General features: G+C 72.2%; 10 protein-coding genes. 9 read left to right on the top strand and 1 reads right to left on the bottom strand.

The window, feature by feature from the left end; all coding sequences use genetic code 11:
• Entirely contained in the window at window positions 1-2,853 is a 2,853-nt protein-coding gene (locus tag NLX94_RS18355) for a lysylphosphatidylglycerol synthase transmembrane domain-containing protein (protein WP_254384036.1), read from the top strand.
• 48 nt (window positions 2,854-2,901) lie between these two features.
• On the opposite strand, the gene NLX94_RS18350 is transcribed toward NLX94_RS18355, so the two are convergent.
• Window positions 2,902-3,642 carry a YwiC-like family protein gene (locus NLX94_RS18350; protein WP_254384035.1) on the bottom strand — a complete coding sequence of 247 codons (741 nt, stop codon included), beginning with the start codon at window positions 3,640-3,642 and terminating at the stop codon, window positions 2,902-2,904.
• A 229-nt stretch (window positions 3,643-3,871) separates the two neighbouring features.
• Here NLX94_RS18350 and NLX94_RS18345 point away from each other — a divergent pair, with 229 nt between their 5' ends.
• From NLX94_RS18345 to NLX94_RS18310, 8 genes are all read left to right on the top strand, one after another.
• A complete protein-coding gene (locus tag NLX94_RS18345; protein ID WP_254384034.1) occupies window positions 3,872-7,561 on the top strand; it encodes a nitrate reductase subunit alpha in 3,690 nt (1,229 codons plus the stop codon).
• Window positions 7,562-7,564: 3 nt separating this feature from the next.
• A complete protein-coding gene (narH, locus tag NLX94_RS18340) occupies window positions 7,565-9,094 on the top strand; it encodes a nitrate reductase subunit beta (RefSeq protein WP_254384033.1) in 1,530 nt (509 codons plus the stop codon).
• Complete coding sequence (gene narJ / locus NLX94_RS18335) at window positions 9,091-9,789, top strand: nitrate reductase molybdenum cofactor assembly chaperone (protein ID WP_254384032.1); 699 nt, start codon at window positions 9,091-9,093, stop codon at window positions 9,787-9,789. The genes narH and narJ overlap by 4 nt, the downstream gene beginning before the upstream one ends.
• The gene (narI, locus tag NLX94_RS18330) at window positions 9,789-10,514 is read left to right on the top strand and encodes a respiratory nitrate reductase subunit gamma (RefSeq protein WP_254384031.1); all 726 of its coding nucleotides are present in this window, start codon (window positions 9,789-9,791) and stop codon (window positions 10,512-10,514) included. The genes narJ and narI overlap by 1 nt, the downstream gene beginning before the upstream one ends.
• Window positions 10,511-11,746 carry a TIGR04053 family radical SAM/SPASM domain-containing protein gene (locus NLX94_RS18325; RefSeq protein WP_254384030.1) on the top strand — a complete coding sequence of 412 codons (1,236 nt, stop codon included), beginning with the start codon at window positions 10,511-10,513 and terminating at the stop codon, window positions 11,744-11,746. The genes narI and NLX94_RS18325 overlap by 4 nt, the downstream gene beginning before the upstream one ends.
• Before the next feature lie 67 nt (window positions 11,747-11,813).
• On the top strand, window positions 11,814-13,193 hold the full coding sequence (gene hemG, locus NLX94_RS18320; protein ID WP_254384029.1) for a protoporphyrinogen oxidase: 1,380 nt from the start codon (window positions 11,814-11,816) through the stop codon (window positions 13,191-13,193).
• A 168-nt stretch (window positions 13,194-13,361) separates the two neighbouring features.
• On the top strand, window positions 13,362-14,081 hold the full coding sequence (gene cseB, locus NLX94_RS18315) for a two-component system response regulator CseB (protein ID WP_308402453.1): 720 nt from the start codon (window positions 13,362-13,364) through the stop codon (window positions 14,079-14,081).
• A gap of 5 nt (window positions 14,082-14,086) precedes the next feature.
• A complete protein-coding gene (locus NLX94_RS18310; RefSeq protein ID WP_254384028.1) occupies window positions 14,087-15,334 on the top strand; it encodes a HAMP domain-containing sensor histidine kinase in 1,248 nt (415 codons plus the stop codon).
• The last annotated feature ends 101 nt before the right edge of the window (window positions 15,335-15,435 follow it).

Genomic DNA, 15,435 nt, shown 5'->3' with positions numbered 1-15,435 from the left:
GTGATACGTGATCAAGAAGATACGGAAGTGACGGGAAGGGAGCAGGGTGTGAGTCCTCCGGACGGCGCGGCGACGAACGACGGCGCGCGCCCGGGCGAAGGCCCGGCACGCCCCGAGGAAGGCCCGGCACGGCAGGACGAAGGCCCGGCGCGCCCCGAGGAAGGCCCGGCACGCCCGGTGGAAAGCCCGGCACGCCCGGACGAGGACCCCGCACTCGGCCACTCCCCGCACGGCCACTCCCCGACGGCCGCCGACCAGGTCGAGGTCGACGAGCCGCTGCTCGCCGCCCGCGTGCACCGCCCCTCCGACCTCGTGCGCCTCCTCGTCGGGATCCTCGGCATCGCCGTCGTCCTCGGCATCGCCGCCTTCGCCCACGGCACCACCGCGGGCCTGGAGGCCGACATCAGCAACGGCACCGGGCAGGCGCCCGACGTGCTGATCAAGGTCGCCGGGCTGGTGTCGAGCATCGCCGTGCTCCTCGTCCCCGTGGCCTTCGCCATCGAGCGGCTGATCAAGCGGGACGGTCTGCGCATCGCCGACGGCGTGCTCGCCGCCGTCCTCGCGCACGGGGTCACCCTCGCCACCGACCTGTGGGTCTCCCAGGCCGCGCCCGCGACCATCCAGGACGCCCTCACCCGCCCCACCGGTATCAGCGGCTCCCTCACCGATCCGGTGCACGGCTACCTCGCGCCCGTGATCGCGTACATGACCGCCGTGGGGATGACCCGGCGGCCGCGCTGGCGGGTCGCCCTGTGGGTGGTGCTGCTGCTGGACGCCTTCGCGATGCTGGTCAGCGGCTACACCACCCCCTTCTCGATCATCCTGACCGTGCTGATCGGCTGGAGCGTCGCGTACGGAACCCTGTACGCGGTCGGCTCGCCCAACGTCCGCCCCACCGGGCAGAACCTCCTCGCCGGCCTGCGCCGGGTCGGCTTCCAGCCGGTCAGCGCCATGCGCGCCGAATCCCCGGAGGGCGGCGACAGCACCGAGGTCGGCGACCGCGGGCGGCGCTACCACGTCACCCTGGAGGACGGCCCGCCGCTCGACGTCACCGTCGTGGACCGGGAGCAGCAGGCCCAGGGGTTCTTCTACCGGGTCTGGCGCCGGCTCACACTGCGCGGGATCACCACCGGGCGCAGTCTGCAGTCCCTGCGCCAGGCGCTGGAGCAGGAGGCGCTGCTCGCGTACGCGGCCATCGCCGCCGGGGCGAACGCACCCAGGCTCATCGCCACCTCCGAGCTGGGTCCGGACGCCGTGATGCTCGTCTACGAGCACCTGGGCGGGCGGAGCCTGGACTCGCTGGCCGACGAGGAGATCACCGACGAGCTGAGCCGCAACGCGTGGCAGCAGGTACGGGCCCTGCAGTCGCGGCGGATCGCGCACCGCAGGCTCACCGGGGACGCCCTCGTGGTGGATCGTTCCGGCAGCGGCGGCGACGGAGAGGGCGCCGGCACCGTCACCCTGACCGACCTGCGCGGCGGCGAGATCGCGGCCGGCGACCTCGTGCTGCGGATGGACATCGCGCAGCTGCTCACCACCCTCGGCCTGCGGGTCGGCGCCGAGCGCTCGGTCGCCTCGGCGGTGTCGGTGCTCGGCCCGGACGCGGTGGCGGACTGCCTGCCGCTGCTCCAGCCGATCGCGCTGAGCCGCTCCACGCGGGCGACGCTGCGCAAGCTGGCGCGGGAGCGGGCGGACCGGGAGCGGGAAGCCGTACTGGAGTCCTCGCGGGCGGCGAAGGCGGCGCGCGCGGCGGACTCCGGCTCGGCCTCCGCGCGCTCCGGCGTCGACAAGGTCGTGAAGAAGGCCGAGAAGAAGGCCCTGGACGACGCGCTCGACGGGGCCCGCGAGGAGGATCTGCTGAGCCAGATCCGCCAGCAGGTGCTGCTGATCCGCCCGCAGGCGCCGGTGGAGCCGGCCCGATTGGAGCGGATCCGGCCGCGCACGCTGGTGTCGTTCATCGCCGGCGCGTTCGGCGCGTACTTCCTGGTCACCCAGATCGCGCACGTCGAGTTCGACAAGACCATCGGCGACGCGCAGTGGGGCTGGGTCGGGGTGGCGCTCGCCTTCTCGGCGCTCACCTATTTCGCGGCGGCGATGAGCCTGCTGGGCTTCGTGCCCGAGCGGGTGCCGTTCCTGCGCACCGTGGTGGCCCAGGTCGCCGGATCCTTCGTGAAGCTGGTGGCTCCGGCCGCGGTCGGCGGTGTCGCGCTGAACACCCGCTTCCTCCAGCGGGCCGGCATCCGGCCGGGGCTGGCGGTGGCCAGTGTGGGCGCCTCGCAGCTCTTCGGGCTGGCGAGCCACATCCTGCTGCTGCTGTCCTTCGGCTATCTGACGGGGACCGAGAAGACCCCCGAGATGACCCCGTCGAGGACGGTCATCGCCGGTCTGCTGACGGTGGCCGTGCTGGTGCTGGTGGTCACGGCCGTGCCCTTCCTGCGGAAGTTCGTGGCGACCCGGGTGCGGGCCCTGTTCGCGGGTGTGGTCCCGCGCATGCTGGACGTGCTCCAGCGGCCGCAGAAGCTGCTGACCGGCATCGGCGGGATGCTGCTGCTGACGGGCTGCTTCGTGATGTGCCTGGACGCCTCGATCCGCGCCTTCGGCGGCGGCGAGGCCATCAGCTACGCGAGCATCGCGGTGGTCTTCCTGGCCGGCAACGCCCTGGGCTCGGCCGCTCCGACGCCGGGCGGCATCGGGGCCGTGGAGGGCGCGCTGACGCTGGGCCTGGTGGCGGCGGGGCTGGACGGGCAGGTGGCCTTCTCGGCGGTACTGCTGTTCCGCGTGGTGACGTTCTGGCTCCCGGTGCTGCCGGGATGGATCTCCTTCAACTTCCTGACGCGCAAGGAAGCGATCTGAAGTCCGAAGGAGGAAGCGGTCCGAAGAAGGAAGCGGTCCGAAGGAGGATCAGAAGACCAGCAGCAGCGAGGCCAGCAGGCCCGCCGAGCCCACGATCTCCACGGCTCCGACCACCGGGACCTTGAGCCCGCGGCCGGGGAGTGCGGCGGCCCGCGCCAGGTAGGCGGCGAAGGGGATCGCCAGCCAGGGGCTGAGGCAGGCCGCCAGGGCGGTGGCCACCGCGTGGTAGGCCACCGAACCGCGGTAGTACGTACGGGAGTTCCGCTCCCTGATCATCGTCTTCACGTACGGGACCGTGCCCGCGAAGTACAGCAGGCAGGCGGCGGCCGGCGCCCACGGCAGCCCGCCCCCGCCCAGCCGCGCGGCCACCAGCAGCATCCCGCAGGCCGGGACCACCGCGGCCAGGCCGTTGAGCAGGGCCCGTTCGCGGCCCAGCCACGCGTACCGGGTGTTCACGGCCACGAAGGGCGCCGCCGCCGCGCCCGCGAGCAGCAGCCAGGGGTGGAGCACCGCGAGCGGGATCCCCGCGAGGGCGGTGGCCGCGCCGAGGACCAGCGCCGGGCGGACGTGCCGCCGCGCGACCTGCGGCCGCCGGGCGGCGACCCGGCGCAGGCGCAGCCACTGCTGGGCGTGGAAGACCGACGCGTAGCCGAGCAGCCAGGCCGCCAGGAGCAGGGCGTGCTGCCATCCGGGCCGCGGCGAGAGGAACGTACCGGCGAGGAACGGCACCGTGAGCATCGCCCACGCCCCGTGCTGGTCCGGGATCCAGGAGGCCTTCTTCGGCGGCACGCTCCCCAGCCTTCCGCTAATTGGTATTCGGACTCGTAATTTTCCGGCCGTGCACCGGAGTTGACCCTTTCCAGCGTGGCATCCACTCGACCTGTGAAAGACCGGAATTAGGTCATGCCCGTCCGGGACCTTTGTCATCGGATTCGCTTCCGCGCCGGGCGTAGCGTCGTCTGCGGGGCATCTTGCCCGGTCCCACGCACCGCCTTTTCTTCCGGCCTGGAGGGTCGCCTTGCACGAGCGCCACGTACGCGATGGACGCGGACACCAGGACGCCGCCGAATCGCTGATCAAGGCGGGCAGCTTCTTCCGGACCGCCGAGGTCTCGGACGACCTGCGGACCGTCCACCACACCGGCGGCCGCGCCGCGGAGGCCTTCTACCGCGACCGGTGGAGCCACGACAAGGTCGTGTACTCCACCCACGGCGTGAACTGCACCGGCTCCTGCCGGTGGAAGGTCTACGTCAAGGACGGGATCATCACCTGGGAGACCCAGTCCACCGACTACCCCTCGGTGGGCCCCGACAGTCCCGAGTACGAGCCCCGCGGCTGCCCGCGCGGCGCCTCCTTCTCCTGGTACTCCTACTCCCCCACCCGGGTCCGCTACCCGTACGTGCGCGGCACCCTGCTGGAGATGTACCGCGAGGCCAAGGCGCGCCTCGGCGACCCGGTGGAGGCCTGGGCCGACATCCAGTCCGACCCGGTCCGCCGGCGTACGTACCAGCAGGCGCGCGGCAAGGGCGGGCTGGTGCGGGCGACGTGGGAGGAGGCGACGGAGATCGTCGCCGCCGCGCACGTGCACACGATCAAGGAGCACGGCCCGGACCGGGTCGCGGGCTTCTCCCCGATCCCGGCGATGTCGATGGCCTCGCACGCGGCGGGCGCCCGCTTCCACTCGCTCATCGGCGCGCCGATGCTCTCCTTCTACGACTGGTACGCCGACCTCCCGGTCGCCTCCCCGCAGGTCTTCGGAGACCAGACCGACGTGCCCGAGTCCGGCGACTGGTGGGACGCGGCCTACCTGATGATGTGGGGCTCCAACGTCCCCGTCACCCGCACCCCCGACGCCCACTGGATGACCGAGGCCCGCTACCGCGGCCAGAAGGTCGTCGCCGTTTCCCCGGACTACGCGGACAACACGAAGTTCGCCGACGAATGGATGCACCCGCACCCCGGCACCGACGGTGCGCTGGCCCTCGCCATGGGCCATGTCATCCTCAAGGAATTCTTCGTCGAGAAGCAGACCCCCTTCTTCACGGATTACGTCCGGAAGTACACGGACCTGCCCTTCCTGGTCTCCCTCACCGAAACCGAACAGGGACTGGTTCCCGGGAAATTCGTCACCGCCGCGGATCTCGGCCAGGAGACGGAGAACGCGCAGTGGAAGACGGTCCTGATCGACGACACGACCGGTGAGGCGCTCGTCCCGAACGGCACGCTCGGCCACCGCTGGGGCAAGAACGAGAAGCCCGAGTGGAATCTCGAACTCGGCGACACCGTCCCGCGCCTGACCCTCCACGGCACCGCCGACGAGAGCGTGGAGATCACCCTCCCCCGCTTCGAGGACGACGAGCAGGGCGGCACGATCCGCCGCGGCGTGCCCGTACGGCGCCTCGCGACCGCGGACGGGGACCGGCTCGTCACCACCGTCTTCGACCTGATGCTGGCCCAGTACGGGGTCGCCCGCGAGGGCCTGCCCGGCGTGTGGCCCACCGGCTACGAGGACGCGAGCGCCCCGGGCACCCCCGGCTGGCAGGAGTCGCTGACCTCGGTCCCGGCGGCCCAGGCGGTGCGCGTGGCACGGGAGTTCGCGAAGACCGCGGAGGACTCACAGGGCCGCTGCATGATCCTGATGGGCGCCGGCACCAACCACTGGTTCCACTCCGAGACCATCTACCGCTCCTTCCTGGCGCTGCTCACCCTGACCGGATGCCAGGGCCGCAACGGCGGCGGCTGGGGCCACTACGTCGGCCAGGAGAAGTGCCGCCCCGTCACCGGCTGGGCGACGCTGGCCGCCGCCTCCGACTGGTCGCGCCCGCCGCGCCAGATGATCGGCGCCGCCTGGTTCTACCTGCACACCGACCAGTGGCGCTACGACACCCTCCCGGCCGAGGCCCTCGCCTCCCCGCTCGCCAAGGGCGCCTTCGAGGGCATGACGGGCTCGGACTGCCTGGCGGCGAGCGCCCGGATGGGCTGGATGCCCTCGTACCCGACCTTCGACCGCAACTCCCTGGAGCTGGGCGAGGCCGAGGACCCGGTCGCCGAGACGGTCCGGCAGCTGAAGAGCGGCGAGCTCGGCTTCGCCGGCGAGGACCCGGACGCCCCGCGGAACTGGCCGCGCGTGCTCAACGTGTGGCGGGCCAACCTGCTGGGCTCCAGCTCCAAGGGCAACGAGTACTTCCTCAAGCACCTCCTGGGCACCCACTCCAACCTCCCCGAGGACGGGCCGCGCTGCACGCCCAAGGACGTGACGTACCGGGAGGAGGACGTGGAGGGCAAGCTCGACCTGCTCATGTCCATGGACTTCCGGATGACGTCCACGACGCTGCTGTCCGACGTGGTGTTCCCGGCGGCCACCTGGTACGAGAAGCACGACCTGTCCTCCACGGACATGCACCCCTTCCTGCACGCCTTCACCCCGGCGGTGGACCCGCCGTGGCAGGCGAAGTCCGACTACGACGCCTATCTGGGGCTGGCGGAGCGCTTCGGCGAACTGGCCGGCTCCCACCTGGGCGTCCGCAAGGACCTGGTCGCCACCGCCCTCCAGCACGACACTCCGGGCGGCGAGATGGCCCAGCCCGGCGGGGTCGCGCTGGACTGGTCGAAGGGCGAGTGCGAGCCCGTACCCGGCCGGACCATGTACAACCTGGCGGTCGTCGAGCGGGACTACGGGGCGGTCGGCGAGAAGTTCGCCGCGCTCGGCCCGCTCGTCGACACCCTGGGCGTGACCACGAAGGCGGTCACCTTCGACGTGGCCGAGGAGGTGGCCTACCTCGGCGCGAAGAACGGCACGGTCCGCGGCGGGGCCGCCGACGGCCGCCCGCGCCTGGAGACGGCGCAGCAGGCCTGCGAAGCGATCCTCTCCCTCTCCGGCACCAGCAACGGCCGGCTCGCCACCCAGGGGTTCGAGACCCTGGAGAAGAAGGTCGGCACGCACATGGCCCACCTGGCCGCCGAGGCCGAGGGCAAGCGGATCACCTTCGCCGACACCCAGGCCCGCCCGGTCCCGGTGATCACCTCGCCGGAGTGGTCGGGCTCCGAGTCCGGCGGGCGCCGGTACACGGCCTTCACGATCAACACCGAGCACCTCAAGCCCTGGCACACCCTCACCGGACGCCAGCACTTCTTCATCGACCACGACTGGCTGCACGAGGTCGGGGAGTCCCTCCCGGTCTACAAGCCGCCGCTGAACATGCACACCCTGTACGGGGAGCCCGAGCTCGGCACCGTCGACGAGAAGGCGAAGTCGGTGGCCGTCCGCTACCTGACCCCGCACAACAAGTGGGCGATCCACAGCCAGTACCAGGACAACCTCTACATGATGACCCTGGGCCGCGGCGGCCAGACGGTGTGGATGTCCCCGCAGGACGCCGAGGCGATCGGGGTCGCGGACAACGACTGGATCGAGGCGGTCAACCGCAACGGCGTGATCACCGCCCGCGCGATCGTCTCCCACAAGATGCCGCCCGGCACGGTCTACATGAACCACGCGCAGGAGCGCACGGTCGGCGTCCCCAAGACGGAGAAGACCGGCCGCCGCGGCGGCATCCACAACTCGCTGACCCGGGTGATGCTCAAGCCCACCCACCTCATCGGCGGCTACGCCCAGCTGACCTGGGCCTTCAACTACCTCGGCCCGACCGGCAACCAGCGCGACGAGGTGACGGTCATCCGCCGCCGCGACCAGAAGGTGGAGTTCTAAACAATGCGCGTCATGGCACAGGTCGCGATGGTCATGAACCTCGACAAGTGCATCGGCTGCCACACCTGCTCGGTCACCTGCAAGCAGGCGTGGACCAACCGGCAGGGCACCGAGTACGTCTGGTTCAACAACGTCGAAACCCTCCCCGGCCAGGGATACCCGCGCCGCTGGGAGGACCAGGAGAAGTGGAAGGGCGGCTGGGAGCGCACCCGCTCCGGCAAGCTCCGCCTCAGGGCGGGCGGCCGCCTCGCCAAGCTGGGCAAGATCTTCGCGAACCCGGACCTGCCGGAGATCGACGACTACTACCAGCCCTGGACCTACGAGTACAAGAACCTGACCGAGGCTCCGGCGGGCGACGACATGCCCACGGCCCGGCCCGTCTCCCAGGTCACCGGCGAACCCATCGACAAGATCGAGTGGGGTCCCAACTGGGACGACAACCTCGGCGGCGCGCCCACGCACGCCCCGAAGGACCCGATCGTCGAGAAGATCCGCGACGAGGTCGGCGAGAAGATCCGCTTCGAGTTCGAGCAGAGCTTCATGTTCTACCTGCCGCGCGTCTGCGAGCACTGCCTCAACCCGGCGTGCGTCTCCTCCTGCCCCTCCGGGGCGATGTACAAGCGCGAGGAGGACGGCATCGTCCTGGTCGACCAGGACCAGTGCCGCGGCTGGCGCATGTGCGTGTCCGGATGCCCGTACAAGAAGGTGTACTTCAACCACCAGACCGGCAAGGCCGAGAAGTGCACCTTCTGCTTCCCGCGCATCGAGGTCGGCATGCCGACCGTGTGCTCGGAGACCTGCGTGGGCCGCATGCGCTACATCGGCGTCATGCTCTACGACGCCGACAAGGTGACCGAGGCCGCCTCGGTCGAGGACGAGCACGACCTCTACCCCTCCCAGGTGGAGTGCTTCCTGGACCCGTCCGACCCGGCCGTGATCGCCGCCGCCCGCACGGCCGGCATCACCGACGAGTGGATCGACGCGGCGCAGCGCTCGCCCGTCTACGACCTGATCGCCACCTACCAGGTCGCCCTCCCGCTCCACCCGGAGTACCGGACCATGCCGATGGTCTGGTACGTGCCCCCGCTCTCCCCCGTCGTCGAGGCGGTCGCCGCCACCGGCAGCGACGGCGAGGACGCCGGCAACCTCTTCGGCGCCATCGACGCGATGCGCATCCCCGTCGAGTACCTCGCCGCGATCCTCACCGCGGGCGACACCGTGCCGGTGGAGGCGGTGCTGCGCCGGATGGCCGCGATGCGCGCCTACATGCGCCGGGTCAACCTGGGCGAGGAGAAGGACGAGTCGATCGCCGAGGCCGTCGGGCTGACCGGGCAGGAGATGGAGGACATGTTCCGCCTGCTGGCCATCGCCAAGATCGAGGACCGCTTCGTGATCCCGACGGCGGCCCGCGCCGACGCGGAGGCGCTGGCCGAGTCGCACCCCCTCGATGCCGTGGACCAGGGCTGCCCCGTCGGCGCACTGCCCGAGCCCCGGGTGATGCTCAACCTCGGTACCACGAGGAGGAGTTCGTGAGCAGATACGAGCTGAGCGGTGATGCGCTGGTGCGGCTGGTCGCGGGCTGCGTGCTGCAGTACCCCGGCGACTACTTCCACGACGAACTCCCGCGGCTCCGTGCGGCCCTCGCCGGGGCGCCCGCCGAACCGGCCGCACTGCTCGGCGCGTTCCTCGACGAGGCCGAGCGGCAGACCCCGGTCGAGCTGTGCTCCCAGTACACCTCGACCTTCGACACCCGCAACCGGCGCTGCCTCTACCTCACCTGGTGGATCGACGGCGACACCCGCCGGCGCGGGCTGTCCCTGGTCCGGCTGAAGCGGATCTACCGGGACTTCGGGCTGGAGTTCGCGGGCGAGGAGCTGCCCGACTTCCTGCCGGTGGCCCTGGAGTTCGCCGCCCGCCAGGAGGAGGCCGGCACCGAGCTGCTCCAGGAGCACCGGGCCGGGCTGGAGCTGCTGCGCCTCGCGCTCACCGAGTCCGGGTCCCCGTACGCCCGGGTGCTCGAAGCCGTCTGCGCGACGCTGCCCGGGCCCTCCCCCGAGACCAAGGCCGAGGCGAAGGCCCTCGCCAAGAACGGGCCGCCGCAGGAGCTGGTGGGCGCCGGCTCGGCGCTCGAACCGTTCGGGCCGGGCCTCGACATGCCCTCCGACCTGCCGCTCTCGGCGCCGACCGACCTTCCCTGGCCCACGACACCCGAAAGGATGCCCGCCTGATGGACCTCCTCCTGTGGGGCGTTCTCCCGTACGTCTCGATCGCCCTGCTGATCGCGGGCACGGTGTGGCGGGGCCGGTTCGACAAGTTCGGCTGGACCACGCACTCCTCGCAGCTGCACGAGTCGCGGCTGCTGCGCATCGGCTCGCCGCTCTTCCACTTCGGCATGCTCTTCGTGGTCCTCGGCCACGTCGTGGGTCTGCTGATCCCGAAGAGCTGGACCGACGCGGTGGGCGTCAGCGACCACGCCTACCACCTGATCGCGCTCGGCACCGGCACGCTCGCGGGCGTCGCGGCCGCCGCGGGCATCGGCATCCTCGTCTACCGGCGCTTCAAGGTCCCGGCCGTGCGCCGGGCGACGCTACGCAGCGACCACCTGATGTACTCGTTCCTGCTCGGCGCGATGGTCCTCGGACTGACGGCCACGATGCTCAACTCGGCCGGAATGATGGACGGGTACAACTACCGCGACGGCATCTCGCTGTGGTTCCGGAGCCTGTTCACCTTCAGCCCGGACTACCACCTGATGGCGGCGGCCCCGCTCGCCTTCAAGATCCACATCGTCTTCGGCTTCGTCCTGTTCGCGCTGATCCCGTACTCGCGCCTGGTGCACATGTTCTCGGTGCCGCTGAAGTACCTCTTCCGGCCGTACGTGGTCTACCGCAAGCGGGACCCGAAGCAGCTCGCCAACCGCCCGAGCAAGCGCGGCTGGGAGCGGGTCTCGTGAATCCCCGCCCGGCCGACCGCCCCGCGGGCCGCCCCGCCGCCCGCCCCGGCCAGAAGGTCGTCCGCAGCCCCCGCCACGCGGTCTCCGACCGGCCCTTCATCGTCATCTGGGAGGCCACCCGGGCCTGCCCGCTGGCCTGTCTGCACTGCCGGGCCGAGGCGCAGACCCTGCGCCACCCCGGGGAGCTCGACGGGGCGGACGCCCGCCGGGTGATGGACCAGATCGCCGCCTTCGGCAGGCCCAGCCCGCTCTTCGTGATCACCGGCGGGGACCCCTTCCAGCGCGCCGACCTCACCGACCTGGTCGCGTACGGGACCTCGCTCGGCCTGCGGGTCGCGGTCTCACCCTCGGGTACGCCGACGCTGACCCGGGAGAACCTCGTAGCGGTGCGGGAAGCGGGGGCGATCGCGCTCTCGCTCTCCCTGGACGGTTCGACGGCCGAGCGGCACGACGCCTTCCGCGGGGTGCCCGGGGTCTACGACTGGACGCTGGACGGCTGGCGGGCCGCCCGGGAGCTCGGGCTGAAGGTGCAGATCAACACCACGGTCACCCGCACCAGCCTGGAGGACCTGGCCGACATCGCGGCGCTGGTCAAGCACGAGGGCGCGATGCTCTGGTCGGGCTTCATCCTGGTCCCGACCGGGCGCGGGGAGCAGCTGGAGTCGCTGACCGCCGCCGAGATCGAGGACGTCCTGCACTTCCTCTACGACTGCGGGGCGGTGATGGCCACCAAGACCACGGAGGGCCACCACTTCCGGCGGGTGGTGCTCCAGCGCACCGTCCTGGACGCGCGCGGCGAGCGGCCCGTCCTGGGCCCGCTCTACGAGCGCCTCTCGGCCCGCGCCCGCGAGCTGGGGGTCTTCGACGGGGAGCAGCGCGCCGTGCGCCGGCCGCCCATGGACGTCTCCTCGGGCCGCGGCTTCGTCTTCATCTCGCACACGGGCGAGGTGCACCCCAGCGGCTTCCTGCCCCTCTCGGCGGGCAACGTGAAGAACCACCCGCTGACCGAGATCTACCGGGGATCGGCGCTCTTCACCAAGCTCCGCGACCCCTCGCTGCTGCGCGGCAAGTGCGGGGCGTGCGAGTTCAAGACGGTGTGCGGGGGGTCGCGCTCGCGGGCGTACGGCTTCACGCGCGACGTGCTCGAAGCGGACCCGTACTGCGCGTACGAGCCCGGCAGCTTCCCCTATCCGGAGGACCTCAGGGCTTTGGCCGAAAGCATGAGGCGCTGACCCGTTCCGGTCCCATAAGTTTCATATGGGAACATATCGACCACGGCCTCGGCCCCGGGAGAACACAATGCGTTCAGTGATCGTCATCGGTGGCGGAATCAGCGGTCTGGCCGCCGCGTGGCAGTTGCGCGGCCAGGCCGATGTGACCGTCCTGGAGAGCCACGCCAAGGTCGGCGGGAAGCTCCGGACCGGCACCATCGCCGGCATCACCGTCGACGAGGGCGCGGAGTCCCTCATGGCCCTGCGCCCGGAGGCCGTGGAACTGGCCGCCGCCGTCGGACTCGGCGAGGCCCTCTGCGATCCCGCGAAGGCCCCCACCACCATCTGGACCAACGGCGCCCTGCGCCCGCTGCCCGCCGGACACGTGATGGGCGTCCCCACCGACCCCTCCGCCCTCGTCGGCACCGGGCTGCTCTCCCCCGAGGGCGTCGCCCGCGTCGCCGCCGAGGAGACCCTCCCGGCCACCCCGCTCACCGAGGACTGCTCGGTCACCGAGTACCTGGGCGGCCGCTTCGGCCAGGAGGCCGTCGACCGGCTGATCGAACCCATGCTGGGCGGCGTCTACGCCGGCCTCGCCGAGCGGCTCTCGCTGCGCGCCGCCATGCCCCGGATCGCCGCCCTCGCGGAACAGGGCACCCCGCTCCTCCCGGCCCTGCGCCGGATGCGCGCGGCCGGCGCACCCCGCTCGGGGGCCGTCGCCGTCCAGGGCGTCGTCGGCGGCACCGGGCGCTTCCCGGCGGCCGTCGCGGAAGCCTGCGGAGCCCGCATCCTCACCGGTACGACGGCCCGCTCGCTCCAGCAGAGCACCGGCGGCCGCTGGCGCGTCCAGGCCATGACCGGCGACGGCGCGCTGACGATGGAGGCCGACGCGGTGATCCTCGCCCTGCCCGCCTTCGCGGCGGCGGAGCTGCTGCGCCCGCACTCCCCGATCGCCGAGGAGGAGCTCTCCTCGATCCCGCACGCCTCGACGGCCGTCATCACCATGGCCTTCTCCCGCGCCCAGGCCCACTTCCTCCCCCAGGGCAACGGCTTCCTGGTCCCGCCGGTCGACGGCCACACCCTGAAGGCCGCCTCCTTCCTCTCCAACAAGTGGTCCTGGCTGCACGACGCGGCCCCCGAGACCTTCGTGCTGCGCGCCTCCATCGGCCGCATCGGCGAGGACGCGCTGCTCGGCCGCCCCGACCGCCACCTGATCCGCTCGGCCATCGCCGAGCTGCACCACGCGGTGGGCCCCATGGGCGAACCCCTGGCCACCCGCGTCACCCGCTGGGACCGGGGCCTGCCCCAGTACGGGGTCGGCCACCGCGAGCGGATCGCCCGCATCCGCGAGGCCGCCGGCAAGCTCCCGGGCCTCGCCCTGTGCGGAGCGGCGTACGAGGGCGTGGGCGTGGCCGCCTGCGTCGCGACGGGGCGCGCGGCGGCGAAGCAGATCCTGGCGCAGCCGTAGGGCCTGGGGCTTCGGCCTTCGTATCGGGCGGGTATCAGCGGACGCTCGGCCGGCCATCCGATCCCTCCACAGGCCCGCGGTGCACGGAACCACGCGCTCCGCGGGCCTATCGTTCCCCTGGGAACCCGTCCAGGTACCCGTAGCCGCCGCCGAACAGGAGCCGCCCCCGTGTCCACCCCCGCCCCGCGACCCGTGCGCGTCCTGCTGGTGGAGGACGACGAGCTGATGCGCCGCTCGTTCACCGTCGCCCTGGAGCGCTACGGGTACACGGTGCGGGCCGCCGCCGACGGACTCACGGGCCTGGAGAACTTCCGCGACGAGGAGTTCGACCTGCTGATCCTCGACGTGATGCTGCCCGGTCTCGACGGGATCGGCCTGTGCCGCAAGGTCCGGGAGACCAGCCTGGTCCCGGTCCTGATGATGTCGGCCCGCGGCGACGGACTGGACATCGTCTCCGGCCTGGAGGCCGGGGCGGACGACTACGTCGTCAAACCCGTGGACACCAACGTGCTCGTGGCCCGCATCCGCTCGCTGCTGCGCCGGGCCACCTACGCCCCGGCGGCCGGAACTGCCACGGCCGAAGAGCCGGGACCCGCCGAGGGCGAACTGCTGACCTTCGGGGACCTCACCATCCACACCGGCGGCCTGGACGTCTCCATCGGCGGCACCCCGGTGGCGCTCACCCCGACCGAGCTGAAGCTGCTGCTGGAGTTCGCCGCCCACCCGGGCATCGTGCTGGAGCGGCACACCCTGCTGCGCAACGTCTGGGACTACGGCTGGGACGGCGACAGCCGGGTCGTGGACCTGTGCGTGCAGCGGCTGCGCGGCAAGCTCGGCCGGGACCGGATCGAAACGGTCCGCGGCTTCGGCTACAAGCTCAGGCGCTGACCTCCATGCCCTTCTCCGATCAGCCGCGACAGCCCCGGGTGACCCTGCGCTGGAAGATCGCCGCCCTGGCCGCGGCGACGGCTTGCCTGGTCGCGCTGGTGGTGGGCCTGCTGGTGCACGTCTGGACCAAACACGACATCCGCCACCGGGCCGAACGGCAGGCCTTCAACGCCGTGACCTCGGCCGCGGACGTCTACCGCCGCTCCGGGACCCTCCCGAGCGATGCCCGGCTCGATCCGGCCGAACTGCCCTACGCACTGCAGAGACCGACCGACGACGACGCGCACGTGTCCTACGGCGGCAACGTCCCGGGGAGCACCGAGCCGACGGTCTGGGGTGCCCAGCGGGTCGGCGGACCGGGCAGTCCGATCCTGGCCGTCCAGATCACCATCCACACCGAGTTCCGCGAGCTGTACCGGCTCGACCTGACCATGGCCGTGGCCTCGCTGATCGCCCTCGCGGTCACCACACCCCTCGCGGCCTACGGAGCCGGGGCGCTCTCCCACCGGCTGCGGCGGGTCTCCCAGACCGCGGTCCGGATCTCCCGCGGGGACCTGGACGCCCGGACCGGTCCCACCCGGGGCCGTGACGAGGTGGACGACATCGCCGCCACCGTCGACCTCATGGCCGACACCCTCGGCCGCAAACTGCGCGACGAACGCCGGTTCACCGCGGACGTGGCCCACGAGCTGCGCACCCCCGTCGGCGGCCTGCTGGCCACCGCGGACCTGCTGCCGCCCGGCGAGACGGAGGACCTGCTCCGGGCCCGGGTCCGCGATCTGCGCGGCCTCGTCGAGGACCTGCTGGAGGTCTCCCGGCTGGACGCGGGCGCCGAACTCCCCGTCCACGCCCGGGTTCCGCTCGCCGCGGTCGTCTCGGAGGCCGTGACGCGCACCGGCCTGCCCACCGAGGTGGACGCCCCGGGGCCGGCCGGGAGCGTGGAGACCGACCCGCGCCGCCTCGAGCGGATCGTCGGCAACCTCGTCGTCAACGCCCACCGGCACGGGACGGCCCCGGTGCGGGTCACCGTCGAGGACCGCACGGTCGTCGTACGCGACCACGGCCCCGGTTTCCCCGCGGACCTGCTGCGCGACGGCCCGCGCCGCTTCCAGACGGGTGCGGCCGAGCGCGGCACCGGACACGGCCTGGGCCTCACCATCGCCGTGGGCCAGGCCCGGGTGCTCGGCGCCGAACTCCGCTTCGAGAACGCCCCGGACGGCGGCGCGGTCGCGACGCTGCACCTGCCGCACTGAACCCCGACCGCCCTACCCTCAGCCCCGAGGGGGTCCGGGGCACCGCCCCGGGGAACGGGCGAAGGGCGGGTGGGGGACCTCGCCCCGCGCAGCGACGGCCC

Source organism: Streptomyces sp. TBY4, from assembly GCF_024213195.1.
Lineage (GTDB): Bacteria > Actinomycetota > Actinomycetes > Streptomycetales > Streptomycetaceae > Streptomyces.
Note: the sequence above shows the minus strand (reverse complement) of the source record. Positions and strands in the feature narration are given on the sequence as shown.

Coding starts and splice junctions, on each gene's coding strand:
- NLX94_RS18310 (WP_254384028.1), top strand. CDS start 14,087: ATGCCCTTCTCCGATCAGCCGCGACAGCCCCGGGTGACCCTGCGCTGG.
- narH (WP_254384033.1), top strand. CDS start 7,565: ATGCGCGTCATGGCACAGGTCGCGATGGTCATGAACCTCGACAAGTGC.
- hemG (WP_254384029.1), top strand. CDS start 11,814: ATGCGTTCAGTGATCGTCATCGGTGGCGGAATCAGCGGTCTGGCCGCC.
- narI (WP_254384031.1), top strand. CDS start 9,789: ATGGACCTCCTCCTGTGGGGCGTTCTCCCGTACGTCTCGATCGCCCTG.